Origin of the sequence: Weissella koreensis KACC 15510, from assembly GCF_000219805.1 — a bacterium.
Classification (GTDB): domain Bacteria; phylum Bacillota; class Bacilli; order Lactobacillales; family Lactobacillaceae; genus Weissella; species Weissella koreensis.
In genome coordinates, this window is record NC_015759.1 from 911590 (window position 1) to 925613 (window position 14024).

13 protein-coding genes and 7 tRNA genes are annotated in these 14024 nt (G+C 36.8%); 17 read left to right on the plus strand and 3 right to left on the minus strand.

Annotated elements, in window-relative coordinates:
* Positions 1 to 6 precede the first annotated feature (6 nt).
* The 4 genes from rsmI to WKK_RS04395 all read left to right on the plus strand — a co-directional run bounded on the left by rsmI (position 7) and on the right by WKK_RS04395 (position 3654).
* The gene (gene rsmI, locus WKK_RS04380) at positions 7 to 888 is read left to right on the plus strand and encodes a 16S rRNA (cytidine(1402)-2'-O)-methyltransferase (protein WP_013989589.1); all 882 of its coding nucleotides are present in this window, start codon (positions 7 to 9) and stop codon (positions 886 to 888) included.
* Between the two features lie 14 nt (positions 889 to 902).
* Entirely contained in the window at positions 903 to 1637 is a 735-nt protein-coding gene (locus tag WKK_RS04385) for an acyl-[acyl-carrier-protein] thioesterase (protein WP_013989590.1), read from the plus strand.
* 76 nt (positions 1638 to 1713) lie between these two features.
* Positions 1714 to 2715: a UDP-glucose 4-epimerase GalE gene (gene galE, locus WKK_RS04390; protein ID WP_013989591.1), complete on the plus strand. Its 1002-nt coding sequence runs from the start codon at positions 1714 to 1716 to the stop codon at positions 2713 to 2715.
* Between the two features lie 294 nt (positions 2716 to 3009).
* Entirely contained in the window at positions 3010 to 3654 is a 645-nt protein-coding gene (locus WKK_RS04395; RefSeq protein WP_013989592.1) for a hypothetical protein, read from the plus strand.
* A 204-nt stretch (positions 3655 to 3858) separates the two neighbouring features.
* On the opposite strand, the gene WKK_RS04400 is transcribed toward WKK_RS04395, so the two are convergent.
* Both WKK_RS04400 and WKK_RS04405 read right to left on the minus strand, forming a co-directional pair.
* On the minus strand, positions 3859 to 4227 hold the full coding sequence (locus tag WKK_RS04400) for a hypothetical protein (RefSeq protein ID WP_006844902.1): 369 nt from the start codon (positions 4225 to 4227) through the stop codon (positions 3859 to 3861).
* 60 nt (positions 4228 to 4287) lie between these two features.
* Positions 4288 to 5241, minus strand: a complete 954-nt coding sequence (locus WKK_RS04405; RefSeq protein WP_013989593.1) for an aldo/keto reductase — start codon at positions 5239 to 5241, stop codon at positions 4288 to 4290.
* 237 nt (positions 5242 to 5478) lie between these two features.
* Here WKK_RS04405 and WKK_RS04410 point away from each other — a divergent pair, with 237 nt between their 5' ends.
* The 3 genes from WKK_RS04410 to WKK_RS04420 all read left to right on the plus strand — a co-directional run bounded on the left by WKK_RS04410 (position 5479) and on the right by WKK_RS04420 (position 10399).
* Positions 5479 to 7074 carry an L-lactate permease gene (locus tag WKK_RS04410; protein WP_013989594.1) on the plus strand — a complete coding sequence of 532 codons (1596 nt, stop codon included), beginning with the start codon at positions 5479 to 5481 and terminating at the stop codon, positions 7072 to 7074.
* 207 nt (positions 7075 to 7281) lie between these two features.
* Positions 7282 to 8862: an accessory Sec system glycosyltransferase Asp1 gene (gene asp1, locus WKK_RS04415; RefSeq protein ID WP_013989595.1), complete on the plus strand. Its 1581-nt coding sequence runs from the start codon at positions 7282 to 7284 to the stop codon at positions 8860 to 8862.
* Positions 8863 to 8875: 13 nt separating this feature from the next.
* On the plus strand, positions 8876 to 10399 hold the full coding sequence (locus WKK_RS04420) for a glycosyltransferase (RefSeq protein ID WP_013989596.1): 1524 nt from the start codon (positions 8876 to 8878) through the stop codon (positions 10397 to 10399).
* 87 nt (positions 10400 to 10486) lie between these two features.
* On the opposite strand, the gene WKK_RS04425 is transcribed toward WKK_RS04420, so the two are convergent.
* Positions 10487 to 10557, minus strand: a tRNA-Cys gene (locus WKK_RS04425).
* 200 nt (positions 10558 to 10757) lie between these two features.
* Here WKK_RS04425 and WKK_RS04430 point away from each other — a divergent pair.
* From WKK_RS04430 to WKK_RS04475, 10 genes are all read left to right on the plus strand, one after another.
* Positions 10758 to 10830: transfer RNA gene (locus tag WKK_RS04430), tRNA-Val, on the plus strand.
* Positions 10831 to 10832: 2 nt separating this feature from the next.
* Positions 10833 to 10906: transfer RNA gene (locus tag WKK_RS04435), tRNA-Asp, on the plus strand.
* A gap of 8 nt (positions 10907 to 10914) precedes the next feature.
* Positions 10915 to 10987, plus strand: a tRNA-Phe gene (locus WKK_RS04440).
* Between the two features lie 32 nt (positions 10988 to 11019).
* Positions 11020 to 11090, plus strand: a tRNA-Trp gene (locus tag WKK_RS04445).
* A 12-nt stretch (positions 11091 to 11102) separates the two neighbouring features.
* A tRNA-His gene (locus tag WKK_RS04450) sits at positions 11103 to 11175 on the plus strand.
* A gap of 52 nt (positions 11176 to 11227) precedes the next feature.
* Positions 11228 to 11311, plus strand: a tRNA-Leu gene (locus WKK_RS04455).
* Between the two features lie 289 nt (positions 11312 to 11600).
* The gene (gene rplM, locus WKK_RS04460; RefSeq protein ID WP_013989597.1) at positions 11601 to 12044 is read left to right on the plus strand and encodes a 50S ribosomal protein L13; all 444 of its coding nucleotides are present in this window, start codon (positions 11601 to 11603) and stop codon (positions 12042 to 12044) included.
* A gap of 24 nt (positions 12045 to 12068) precedes the next feature.
* Complete coding sequence (gene rpsI / locus WKK_RS04465) at positions 12069 to 12461, plus strand: 30S ribosomal protein S9 (RefSeq protein ID WP_006844908.1); 393 nt, start codon at positions 12069 to 12071, stop codon at positions 12459 to 12461.
* A 210-nt stretch (positions 12462 to 12671) separates the two neighbouring features.
* Positions 12672 to 13043, plus strand: a complete 372-nt coding sequence (locus WKK_RS04470) for a nuclear transport factor 2 family protein (RefSeq protein ID WP_013989598.1) — start codon at positions 12672 to 12674, stop codon at positions 13041 to 13043.
* A gap of 334 nt (positions 13044 to 13377) precedes the next feature.
* Positions 13378 to 13983, plus strand: coding sequence for an NAD(P)H-binding protein (locus tag WKK_RS04475; RefSeq protein WP_013989599.1), 606 nt, complete (start codon positions 13378 to 13380; stop codon positions 13981 to 13983).
* Positions 13984 to 14024: the final 41 nt, after the last annotated feature.

Below are 14024 nucleotides of genomic sequence, written 5' to 3' on the forward strand. Positions count from 1 at the left end.
GTAGGGATGCAAGTACAAAAAAGTTTTAGTAAGCAAACAACCGGGACTTTATTTTTAGTGCCAACACCAATTGGTAATTTGGGTGATATGACTCAAAGATCAATTGAAACCTTGAAAGCAGTGGATTTAATTGCTGCAGAAGATACACGGCATACAGCACAACTGTTGAATCAATTTTCGATATCCACTAAACAGATTTCATTTCATGAACATAATAAAGAAACTCGGATTCCAGAATTAGTGGAACGCTTGTTAGAAGGTATAGATTTAGCACAAGTTTCAGATGCTGGAATGCCATCTATTTCTGATCCTGGGCATGAGTTGGTTCAGGCGGCTTTAGATGCTGATATTCCAGTGGTACCAATTCCAGGTGCTTCAGCAGGAATTACTGCATTGATTGCTTCCGGCTTAGCTCCACAGCCATTTTTGTTTTATGGCTTCTTGCAGCGAAAACCCAAAGACCAACAAGCAGAATTAACTCAATTAGCACAACATTCAGAAACAATGATTTTTTATGAGGCACCACATCGATTAGCCAAAACTTTAGCAAATATTAGCCAAGTTTTAGGCCCTAATCGACGAGTTGTCCTAGCGCGTGAGTTAACTAAACGGTATGAAGAATTTTTGCGAGGAACTGCAGATGAATTGCTGGTTTGGGCGCAAGAAAACCAAGTTCGAGGTGAATTTGTAATCGTAATCGAAGGTGGATCCGGAGTAACATTAATTGAAGAAGAGAATGATCCTTTAGCGGAATTATCAAACTTGGAAGCAGTTGAGGCTTTGGTAAAACAAGGTAAGAAAACAACGGCGGCGGTTAAAGAAATTGCCAAAAAACGTGAATTAGATCGACAAGCTCTATATTTGGCTTATCAAGAACAAAATGAGTGATAAGAAAAAACGAAATGCGAATTTACGAAACGAAACATGAAATTTTAGATTTTGAAGGTGATATGTCAGGAAAATTGATGTTACCAAATATTTTAAGTTTGGCGATTATGGGATCGACAAAACAATCTCTAGCATATGAAGTGGGACCGGATTACACACATGCCATGGGCTTAGGTTGGATTGTTTTGCAACATGAGATTACGATCATTCGCCGGCCAATGGTTGGTGAAACGGTAACGATACAAACGCATGGAAAAGAGTTTAATAAGTATTTTGCTAAACGAGACTACACATTTTTAGATGAAAATAATAATAAAATTATTCAAATCGATTCAATGTATGCCATGCTCGACATGAAAAAACGAAAAATGGCACAAATTCCGGATGCTGTGGTACAGGCTTATCAACCTGAATCTGTTAAGCGCGTGCCTCATCTAGCTAAACCACTTCAGTTTACAGATGATGAAGTCGCCGAAATTACTTGTAAGTATCATGTCCGTTTTTCAGACATTGATTCAAATCAACATGTGAACAATGCCAAGTATTTGGATTGGGCTCAAGATCCACTTGGTCGTGATTTTTTGCTAGCGTATGAACCACAATTAGTTAATATTAAATTTGAACATGAAGTTTTGTTGGGTGAAACAGTTGAAGCAAAAATTGTTCAAAATGGTGATGAAACAAAACATCAAATTTGGATGGGGTCTGAACTAGCTGCTGAAGTAGGGATCAAATGGACTACAAACTAAAGTAGTAGTATGATATAAACGATACGGAAGCGGATTCACAACGTTAGAAATTATGAATTTAATAAGGAGAACAGACATGAGTACTTTGGTATTAGGTGGAGCAGGATATATCGGATCACATATGGTTGATTCATTACGTGCCCAAAATAAAGCGGTGGTAGTTGTTGATAATTTGGCAACTGGGCACCGATTGGCTGTACCTGAAGATGTTCCTTTTTATCAGGTCGATATTCGAGATAAGGCTGCTTTGTCAGCCGTCTTTGATCAAGAAGAAATTGATCAAGTAGTACATTTTGCAGCTTCTTCAATTGTGCCAGAATCAATGACAGATCCATTGAAGTATTTTGATAATAATACAGCTGGAATGATTTCATTACTAGAAGTGATGTTGGAACATAATGTGAAGCAAATTGTCTTCTCATCAACGGCTGCTACATATGGCGACGCTAAAGAGAGCCCAATTAAAGAAACAACACCACAGTTACCAATCAATCCATATGGTTTGTCAAAGCTACAAATGGAACAAATAATGGGATGGGCTGATAAAGCACATGATTTGAAGTGGGTTGCTTTGCGTTACTTTAATGTGGCTGGTGCTAAGCCTGATGGTTCAATTGGTGAGGATCATCCTACAGAAACACATTTGGTGCCGATCATTTTACAAACAGCCTTAGGTGAGCGTGATGCCATCACGATGTTTGGGGATGACTACAATACACCTGATGGATTCAATGTTCGAGATTATGTACATGTTATGGATTTGGTTGATGCACACGTTTTGGCTCTTGATTACTTGGCCAAAGGTAATGCTTCAAATCAATTTAACTTAGGGACGGCCAATGGTTATTCTGTAAAGCAAATGGTTGAAGCAGCACGTGAAGCAACTGGTATGGAAATCCCGGCAAAAGTTGGGCCCCGCCGAGCTGGAGATCCTGACTCTTTGATCGCTGATTCAACGAAAGCTCGTAATGTTTTAGGCTGGAATCCGCAATATGAATCAGTTAAAGAAATTATTAAAACAGCTTGGACTTGGCATCAAACTCATCCAGAGGGATACCAAGATCGTTCTGAAAAATAAATTTAAGATAAAAAAGAGGTTAGTAATATTTAAGATGAACCTCAAAAACTATAAGTTAATATCTAGTTATTTTTTCTAGACGGTACGTTTTCGGTATTTTATCGAGGATGTACCGTCTAGTTTTATTTAGATGAAACTTGTAGTGATTTAATGGCATATTATTATATTTTTCACTTAATTTTTATTAAATATTGCACTCTGTTTTTTGATCGGTAACATGTGGTACTACTTGTGTTTTGTCGTTTGATATAATTCTGAAGTCACATAGATTTCTAAACCACAGGAGAAATATTAATGAAAAAGAATAATATTATATTACTCACAATTGCATCAATGACAATTGTTAGTTTAGCTACACCTATTACCTCAACAATGTTTTCAAATCCAACGACTGTATCCGCATCGCAAGGTGCTTCAGTTACTATGGATAAATATAAAGCGGGCCATTCTATTTTTGGTGATTTTAATGGTAACGTTAAAGATATTTATCTTGCTAAAAACGGTACAGTTATCAAATCAACTATTGCTACTATAAGAGATGACAATTCTTATAGTATTTCTGTTGATGCTAAGTTAGATAAAGACTTGGTTGAAAATGGTGGTAGTTATACTTTAGTAGCTTATGGACCTAATAATTCAGTTATTGCCCAAGGCGCCTTTAATAATGATGCGCCTTCTACAACGAGTGAAATTAAAAATGTTAATTATGACAAAAAATCTGGTTTATTAACGGGTAATGTTGATTCTGCGGTTAATAATATTAAAATTTCAGCAGATGGTTATTCATATAATGAAGAAGCAACCATTACTAATGGTACCTTTTCGATTAATGTCTCTGATGATTTTTATCACGATATGAAATTTGGTAATCATGTTGTATTGATTGAAGGATTGGATAGCTCTCTTAATACCATTGCTCAAACAACTTATAGTTTATAAAAAATTGAAGTTTATTTTAATTAATTGGTCGTAAAGTTTTCGGTATTCAACCGTGAATTTTTCGGCCAATTTTGTTTTTATTTGGTAAATTTATGCCGAATCGTCTCATGGAATGCCTGCATTTTTATTTTTTTTGAAACATAAAAAAGCCCTGTGAGTTAGATTGAATCCAACTTATAGGGCTTATTTCGTATAGGTTTTATTTTATACTATTTCAACGGAAGCATTTTTAATTTTCATAATATCGTGGCCGATCCAATTATAAGGACCGAGAATTGATTCAGCCCATTCAAAATCAGAATCAACAAAAATATCAGTTGGTAATTCCGTATCAGTCAATAAAAATTCATGTAAATTATTCATGGCGTCATTGCTGGTCTGAATCATTGTTGATTTAACTTGGTAATTGGCAGCTAGTTCATTTGGTAATTTTTCTAAATCTAATTTTGAAGTAGTTGGATCAGTTTGAATAGCAATTTTTAATTGAATCTCAACATTTTTACTTTGCGCTATTACGATTGGTCCAATTTTATCAATATGAGCTTGTTTAAAAACTAAAATTAAATTATTCATCAGAAACCTGACTTTCTAAGCACAATTAACGATAGTTATACGATTTATAAGTTATTCTTTTTATGGTAGATCATTTCCTGCTGCGAAATATATGTCATACCATTCTTGATTGGTAAGATGGACTTGATCAGCATCGGTCATTTCATTAATGCGGTTAATGTTCATTGAACCTAAAATTACTTGCATATTAGCGGGATGATAAGTGATCCAAGCAACTGCGACGGCGTTTTTACTGGTGTTATTTTTATCCGCGATTTCTTGTAACTTAGCATTGATTTCAGGGAACTTAGGATTATCGATAAATGGGCCTTCAAAGAAGCCATATTGGAATGGAGACCAAGCTTGAATGGTCATTTGATTTAAACGTGAATAGGCAAGGATTCCACCGTCATGATCGACAGAGCGTGGATCTTGCATATTGACATGCAATTCAGCATCAATCATACCAGTGTGCATAATTCCAAATTGAAGTTGGTTGGCAATTAGTTTTTGATTTAAAGCACTTTGTAGGAATTCAACTTGCCACGGATTCATATTTGAAACCCCAAAATGACGAACTTTACCAGCTTTTTCAAGCTGATCAAAAGCTTTGGCGATCTCAGCTGGGTCCTGTAAAGTGTCAGGTCGATGGAGCAAGAAAGAATCCAAGTAATCAGTGTGAAGACGTTGAAGTTCAATATCAACGGCCGCAATTAAATGTTTGGCGTCGAAATCATAACGAGGACCTTTCAGACCGTCACCGTTAATTTGGCCGTTTTCTAAAATAATTCCTCCTTTAGATTGGAGAAAATATTGATCACGATTTAAGGAACTGGCAGCTAGAGCATTACCTAGCACTGTTGAAGACTTTCCATCACCATAAATATCAGCAGTATCAAAAAAATCAATACCTTTCATAAAGGCTTTTTCAATAATTTCAGTAGCTTCAGGGACTGATTTTTGATCCATTCGCATGACACCTAGGGCAGTGTCAGAGACTTGAAGGTCGGTTGGACCGAGATTAATTTTACGCATAAATAAATCCTTTCTAATTATAACGGGTTAGAATTAATTAAATTTTAATTACCTCTATTATAACAGTAATTTTAATAATGGAAGCGATTGCAAATATTCTGTGTGCAGGATAAAAATAAAAGTTATAAACGTAAATAGGGGGTTCCTTATAAATCCTGTATAATGTGTCTTTGAACGTACAATGTTAATTTAAAGTTAGTTGAAAATAAAATATAAAGATACATGGAGGAATAATGCATGTTATTAATTGCATTATTGGCGGTTTTATTACCGTTAATTTTACTAGCAGGTTTGAACTTTCCAGCAGCCAAAGGAATGGCGATTAGTGCAGGGGTAGTTTTGGTCACCGCGGCTATTTTTTGGAAAATGTCGGGTTTGGTTTTGCTGGCGTCAATGTTGCCAGGACTACATAAAACTTTACCAATTTTATGGATTTTATTTGGGGCTCTTTTGATGTTAGAGGTATTAAAGAAAACTGGAGCCATTCAAAGAATTAATCAAGGATTTATGCAAGTTACAACTGACCGACGCGTGTTAACCATTTTAATTGTTTATTTATTTGGTGGTCTAATTGAGGGGGTATCAGGGTTTGGAACACCGGCGATGGTAACAGCCCCGTTGATGTTAGCTTTGGGATTTAATCCTTTAGCAGCGGTAACCTTAGCTTTGGTGGGAGATTCTACATCGGCATCGTTTGGAGCAGTTGGAACCCCCTTGACTGTGGGATTGAGTAATTTGCCAGGGGGTGCAAGTTACATTCAATTGATCGGGCAAATGATTACTCGAGTGGAGTTAACGGCAGGAACTTTTGTACCAACTTTAATCATTTGGATCTTGATCAAATTTTTTGGATCTAAAACAAATGAGACTGGCAAATTTAAGGAAATGTTGCCTTGGAGTTTGGCTTTGGGATTTAGTTATTCTTTGGTAGCCTTTATCACAGTACATTTGATTGGATATGAATTTGCTTCGATTGTGACACCGTTAGTAGTGTTAGGATTAACTTTATTATCAATTCGAATGCATTGGCTTTTGCCCGCATCGGTGTACAAAAATGCTTGGGGTACAAGCGTAGATTCAGTGCATAATAATGATAAATCAGCAAGTTCTATGCCGCTATGGTTGGCATGGTTACCATATTTATTAGTAGTGATCTTACTGTTAGTCACAAGAACGGTGGAACCGATTCGATATCTATTAGACCAATATTTAGACTTATCATGGGTTCAAATTTTAGGATTTAATGACATTAATTCAAGTTGGCAATTCTTATCATCACCAGGGACAATTTTAACGGTTGCAGCAGTGATTGGTCTGGCTTTTCAACAAAGAACTCTTAAGCCTTTAATTGGTAGTGCTAAAAGTGTTCTACAAGGTATGAAGTTGACAGGCTTTACGTTGGCGGTGACATTAATGATGGTCCAAATTTTCAGTAATTCTGGATTAAATCAAGGCGACTTAGCAAGTATGCCGACGTATATTGCCAATTCGATTGCTGAAATTTTGGCTCCAGTTTGGCCGTTTGTTGCTCCGTTATTGGGAGAATTAGGCTCATTTATTACTGGGAGTGCGACAGTCTCAACGTTGACTTTTGCACCCATTCAAGCAAACGTGGCTCAACAAGCAGGTTTAAATGGTCAGTTGATCATGGCATTACAAGTAATTGGTGCCGCAGCTGGTAATATGATTTGTGTGCATAATATTGTTGCTGCCAGTGCCGTTGTTGGCTTATCTGGAAAAGAAGGTCAAATTTTACGTAGAACGGCGATACCAGCTTTAGTTTATTGGTTGTTGTTGGGATTGACTGGCGCGATCTGGTTAATTTTTATTTAATTTAAATTAGATAAAATAAATTTAAAGGGGCTAGGATGCTTTGCGTCCTGGTCTCTTTTTAAAATCAACGATGATTCACCGTGATATAATTAAATTTGGAAAATAACGTAATAAAATGAACGACCATTGGCGATTTTGATCCAGTGATGACGTTGATATTTGTTATAAGATGGGAAATAAAAAATAGTAATAAACGGGGAGAAACCGATGATTTTTCATATCAATGCAACTTTGCCCGCTAAAAAATCAGGAATTGAGCATGCCGAATTAAAACGAATTCGTTTGTTTGAAAAAAACAAAATCAAACAAAAATTAGTGTTACGGGAATGGGACCCGAATTTACATGCACAAGCTAGGAAAGAACATTTAAGTGATGATCAATTATTAAATTTATTTGATTATTTTCAGGGAACATTGGTGGTTGATCCAAAACATATAACTTTGCATGATGTGGATTTTGGATTGCCGAATTTGAAATTTGCCCATGAAGAAAAAAAACATCGGTATTTAGTCTTTCATCAAGAACGTCTTTTAGCACGGGTAAATTATGATCAGACGGATAATGAACGCGTTAAATCGGTGGAATGGTTTGATGGGTGGAATAATTTATATCAAGTGAAACATTATGATGAGCGTGGTTTTGTTTCTTTAGTCCAGTGGTATACCCCTGATAATAAAATTCATCAAGAGGTTTGGTTGGATTTACAAGGGCGTCCGGTGCTAGAAAATAGTTATAAACATACCATGCAAAATGGGGATCGATTAGTAAAAACAGCTTGGTTGCTAAGGCATGCAGGTGAGATCCGTCAATTTGATACGCTGGATGAATTGATGACGCACTTTTTAAATTTAATCAATCGTGAATATTATCAAATTGCGCGACCCAATATTTTTATTTTAGATCGATCCCATTTAGGAGATGCTGGATTGTTGAAATTAGATTTGCCAGCTTATCGTGTGCTACACATGCATAATGCCCATACTAGTAACGCGCAAAAGCCGATGGAAGCTAGTTTAAATAACCACTATGAATATGCATTGTATAATTTATCAGCCTACGATGCCGTTGTTTCAGCAACACCACAACAGACCAATGATCTCATGGCTCGTTTTCAACCACAAAGTAATTTATTTACTATTCCAGTTGGAATTGTGGATCAGAATTTGTTAGATCAACCCAAGGTTCCGGTACAAGCCCGAACTTTTGGGAAAATGGTAGTTTTTGCACGGATTGCAAATGAAAAGCGATTAGATGATTTGGTAAGGGCTGTGTCCTTGGCGCATCAAAGTATACCGGAATTAACGTTAGATATTTATGGGTACGCTGACCCGACTGATAACTATGCTGCTCGGCGCGCAATTGAACAGATCATTACTTCTGATAAATTAGAGCGGGTGGTCACTTTCCACGGTTATACAGAAGAAATTGATCAAGTTGAAAATCATGCGATGTTGTATGGCTTAACTTCACGGATGGAAGGCTTCAACTTAGCACTGATGGAAGCAATTTCACATGGCTTGATTGGGATAACTTACGATGTTAATTATGGCCCTAATGAGATTATTCAAGATCAAGTGAATGGACGCATCGTAGAGTATGGTAACTATGAGGCTTTGGCCGAAGCTATCGTTAAAATACTTCAATCATCAGCATTAATAGAGAAATATTCAGTAGGAGCATATGCTTCTGCACAACGGTATTCGGAAAAAAATGTGATGCAAGCCTGGCAAAAATTATTTGATGCTGCTCAAGTACAGTGGGATCAAATGCAAAAGGTTAATAGATAAGGGGCTGCAACTAATGAATTATTTTATTAATGAAAATATTTTTGCCTTTAACTCGGGAACGGAGCATTCACAAGCACGACGGGTAAAGATGCTAAATCAAAAAGGTGTGAAAAGTAAGTTTGTTACGCGCCAGTATAATCGTTACTTAGATCGTGATCGCCATAATTTGGATTTAGATTTAAGTCAAATTATTAATATGTATGATTTTTTTCAAGGAACATTATTACGAAAACGGCAGCCTCAAAGTTTACGAACCTTACCCAGTTTGCCTATGAAAAGCTATCATGTAGAGAGCCCATCACCAAATTATTCCTTAGTAAAGAAAAGTGGTCGGCAAATAGCTAGGATTAATGTTTTACCAGCCACGGTAGGATTAGTCGGTGAAATTTTATATAATGATCGGGCAGATAATATTACATTACGGGAAAATTGGGATTGGCGAGGTTTTTGTTCATCGGTTGATCGATTTATGCCAAATGGACAATTAAGTAGTCGACAGTTTTTGAATTTGGATGGAGAACCGGTCTTAGAAGTTACATATATGTTGGTAGAAAATCAAGTTAAACTAACTTTATGGCATTTGATTAAATATCAGGGCCGTGATTATCGGTTCAAGACAGAAAATGAATTATTTGTTTTCTTCTTAAATGAATTAGGACGGTTAGATGCAACGGCTGACTTCATTTCAGAACGAAGATCAATGGATATTTCGGTAGCACAAACGATAACTGCTAATCATAAGATAGCCATTGTACATGAAATGCATACGCCAGATGTTAATCATCCATTACAAGGTGATTTATATCAAAGTCATCATTCATTGTTTGAGGTAGTAGGGCCACGGTTTGATTTGATTTTAACAGCTACTAAAGCACAAAAAGATGATTTAAAACGACGTTATCCTAAATTGAAGTTTGATGTCATTAATGACACGACCCTTTTTGAAGCGGACCTGGTATTAGACCAATCAAATTCTCGTATCAGTAATCATTTATTGTGGCTGGGTCGAATTAGTCCTGAAAAGAATCCTGCTGGTGCTTTAGAATTGTTGAAACAATTGAGAACACGAGTTCCGGATGCAACGCTGGAATTTATGGGTTATGCGCAAAATGCTGAATATTTAGAAAAATTCAAAAACCTAATTGTCCAACTGGGATTAGGGCAGGTTGTCTTTATTACGCCATATGGATCACAGGAGCAAGTTCGAGCGGCCTTGCAACGTGCTAGCTTATTAATTAGTACATCGTCAAGTGAGGGGCAAGGAATGCAACTGATCGAAGGGTTAGCTCATGGATTGCCATTAGTAGTGGTAGAAAATCATTACACGACCCAAGATGATACTATAATCACCGATGGAGAAAATGGATTGGTGATTGATTTGCATCAACCGCAGCGATGGTTGCCAGCCATCAGTCAAATTTTAGGGGATGAAGATACGTGGTCACGGATGCATCAACAGAGTTACCGAAAAGCTCACACTTTTACTGTGATGGCTAGTTATCAGAACTGGGAAATGATTCAAGCAAAATTACATTAGTAATAGAAAATAAAAAAGGCCTCGAGAATGATTAATTTAACTTTATCGTTAAGTTAGATCAATTTCTGAGACCTTTTTATATATTGAAGGTAGTGACCGGAATCGAACCGGCGATCACGGTTTTGCAGACCGATGCCTTACCGCTTGGCTACACTACCAAAATTACTAGCAACAATCTAACATTATACTTTAGATTTAAAATAAATTCAATATTTATGATAGTTAAGTGGTATGCTTTATAGCAGTGATATTTATGGCGAAAAAAGAAAATATAAAAACTTTGTCAAAAAGGGTTGCCAATATCGAAAATATCTTGTATACTTATTTTTGTTGTTGCGGTTGTAACAATTTAAAAAATGGACGTTTAGCTCAGCTGGGAGAGCACCTGCCTTACAAGCAGGGGGTCACAGGTTCGATCCCTGTAACGTCCATTGGTCGCATGGTCTAGTTGGCTAGGACGCCTGCCTGTCACGCAGGAGATCACGGGTTCGAACCCCGTTGTGACCGTTTTTAATGGCTCGGTAGCTCAGTTGGTAGAGCATACGATTGAAGCTCGTAGTGTCGGGGGTTCGATTCCCTCCCGCGCCATTTGGGATGTTAAGTTCCATTAAGAAATAAATAGGGATATAGTATAACGGTAGTACGACGGTCTCCAAAACCGCTGGTGTGGGTTCGATTCCCTCTATCCCTGCTTGATATAATGGCGGATGTGGTGAAGTGGTTAACACATCGGTTTGTGGTACCGACATGCGTGGGTTCGATTCCCATCATCCGCCCTCGAGATTTATTTCTCAGTATATATCTCGATTACGTTTTAACGTAGTCATTGCCGTTGTGGCGGAATAGGTAGACGCGCGGGACTCAAAATCCCGTTCTCGCAAGAGAGTGTGGGTTCGATTCCCACCGACGGCATAATTAATAAAAGCTGTATGTTCAAAGATGTTTAACATCTTAAGGCATGCGGCTTTTTTTATAAATTAAAATCTGGTTTTAATACAAAACAAAGTAAGATAGTGTTGTTTTTTTAGATGATTTTTAACGAACCAGAATGCGGAAAATTAACATATATTCATTGACGATTAGCTAAAAAAAGGGTAAGATAGTCGTTGGTATTGTTTACCATGCCACATTTGGGAATGTCCTGGTACGACTTTTTATTATTGGTAATGTTAAACAAACAGAATTATTGGAGGAAATTTCCATGCGCACAACTTATATGGCAAAGCCAGGTGAGATCGATCGTAAGTGGTATATCGTTGATGCTACTGACGTACCTTTGGGTCGTTTATCAACGGTCGTTGCATCAATCTTACGTGGTAAGAACAAGCCTACTTTCACACCACACATCGATACCGGAGATAACGTTATCGTTATCAACGCGTCAAAAATTGCTTTGACTGGTAAGAAAGCTACTGACAAGATTTACTATCACCACTCAAACCACCCTGGTGGATTGAAAGAACGTCAAGCTGGTGACTTACGTGAAAAGAACCCACAACACTTAATTGAACTTTCAGTTCAAGGAATGTTGCCAAAGGGAACTCTTGGTCACCAACAAGCTTTGAAGCTTCACGTCTTTGCTGATGCAAATCACAAGCACGAAGCACAAAAGCCTGAATTGTTGGATATCAACAGCTTAATCTAAACTAGCAGAGAGGAGAAATAAGTTATGTCTACTGTACAATATTACGGAACTGGTCGTCGTAAGAACTCTGTTGCCCGTGTACGTTTAGTACCTGGAACTGGAGCAATTACTATCAACGGTAAGTCAGCCGAAGAGTACATTCCTTTCGCTAATTTGCGTGAGGTTATGATCCAACCATTTAACACTACTGAAACTTTGGGAAACTATGATGTTTTGGTTAACGTTAACGGTGGTGGATTCTCAGGTCAATCAGGTGCCATTCGTCATGGTATCTCACGTGCATTGTTAGAAGTTGATCCCGAATTCCGTGGAGCATTGAAGGCAGCAGGATTGTTGACTCGTGACTCACGTATGAAGGAACGTAAGAAGCCAGGACTTAAGAAAGCCCGTAAAGCTTCACAATTCTCAAAGCGTTAATATTTATTATCGTTTTAGAATTATTAAAGCACTCACTTTGGTGGGTGCTTTTTTTGTTTAAAAAATTTAAAAATATAAGATAATGTGTAATATTAGGACGATAAAAGCTGAAAAGTTATACATAAAAGGACTATAATAACGTAGCAAATTAAAATCTCTATCGAAATTTTTTTTAAATTATTATTGATGTTAATAAAAAGAGGTAAAAATATGATTGATTTAAAGCAAGATGCGATTGAGATGTATCGCAAACATAATAAATATATGGTGGACGCTGATATTGAGCAATTGGGTTCCTTGCTAGATGATGATTTTCATTTAGTTCATATGACAGGAATGGTACAAAGTAAGCAAAAATGGCTAAGTGAAATTCAAAGTGGTCAAATGCATTATTATTCGTCAACGGAAGAACATGTGACGATAACTGAGCTAACCGCTAATCAAGCCATTTTAGTTGGTCAAAGCCAGGTTGATGCTAGTATCCATGGCTCACGTAATACGTGGCCATTGCAATTAATATTACATCTTAGTATGATTGACGGTCATTGGATGATCATGCATATCGATGCCAGTATGTACTAAGTAAGAAGACCAGTAATCGAAGTATAGCGATTATTGGCTTTTTTATTTTAATTAAAAAGCTTGCCTTGGAGTTACTCCAAGGTTGTATACTAAAATTATGTTAAAGATTTAAAGGTATAGTTACTATAAATTCAACATAAATTTATTAGGTTTATTGATATTTTAATACCACCATGATTACTTTTTGATGATATTTATATATTTTTTATTAATGTAATCACGTTGCAGACATCAAAATAACTAATTACAGATAAGAATAATAATCAATAAAGGTTAAATTTAGATTGATGGTGGCGTATGGTATGGGTAATATAATTTTAGGAGATTTTTGATAATGACAAACATATTAATTATTGGGGCTAGTGGTACGGTTGGTAGCACAACACGGCGTTATTTGTTAGACAATACTGACGATCAGTTGACCTTAATGGCTCGAAATACAAAGCGTTTAGGAAATTTGAATGTTGAGCGGGAGCGTGCGATTTCTGGCAGTGTAAATGATTTAGAAGCATTAAAGTCAGCATTAGAGGGACAGGATGTCGTTTTCGCTGCTTTAAGCGGTGATTTGAAAAGCATGGCCCAAGCATTAGTGGCTGCAATGGATAAAGCCGATGTGAAAAGACTATTGTTTATTACTTCTATGGGAATCTATAATGAAATTCCCGCATCAGTTGAACCTTCTGGTAATTTAGCGTCTAATCCAGTTCTACAAAATTATCGGAATGCTGCTGATGTAATTGAAGCATCTGACTTAAATTATACGATTATTCGTCCTGGTTGGTTTGATAATGGAAACGATACTGATTATCAATTAACACATAAGGGTGAACCCTTTGGTGGACATGATGTTTCGGTTATTAGTATTGCTGATCTAGTGCTGCAACTTGCACATGATCAAAACCTAGGTTTTCGTGATAGTTTAGGTATCAATAGAAAATAAGTAACTTAGATATAAGGATAATTTTTATATTAAATATCATT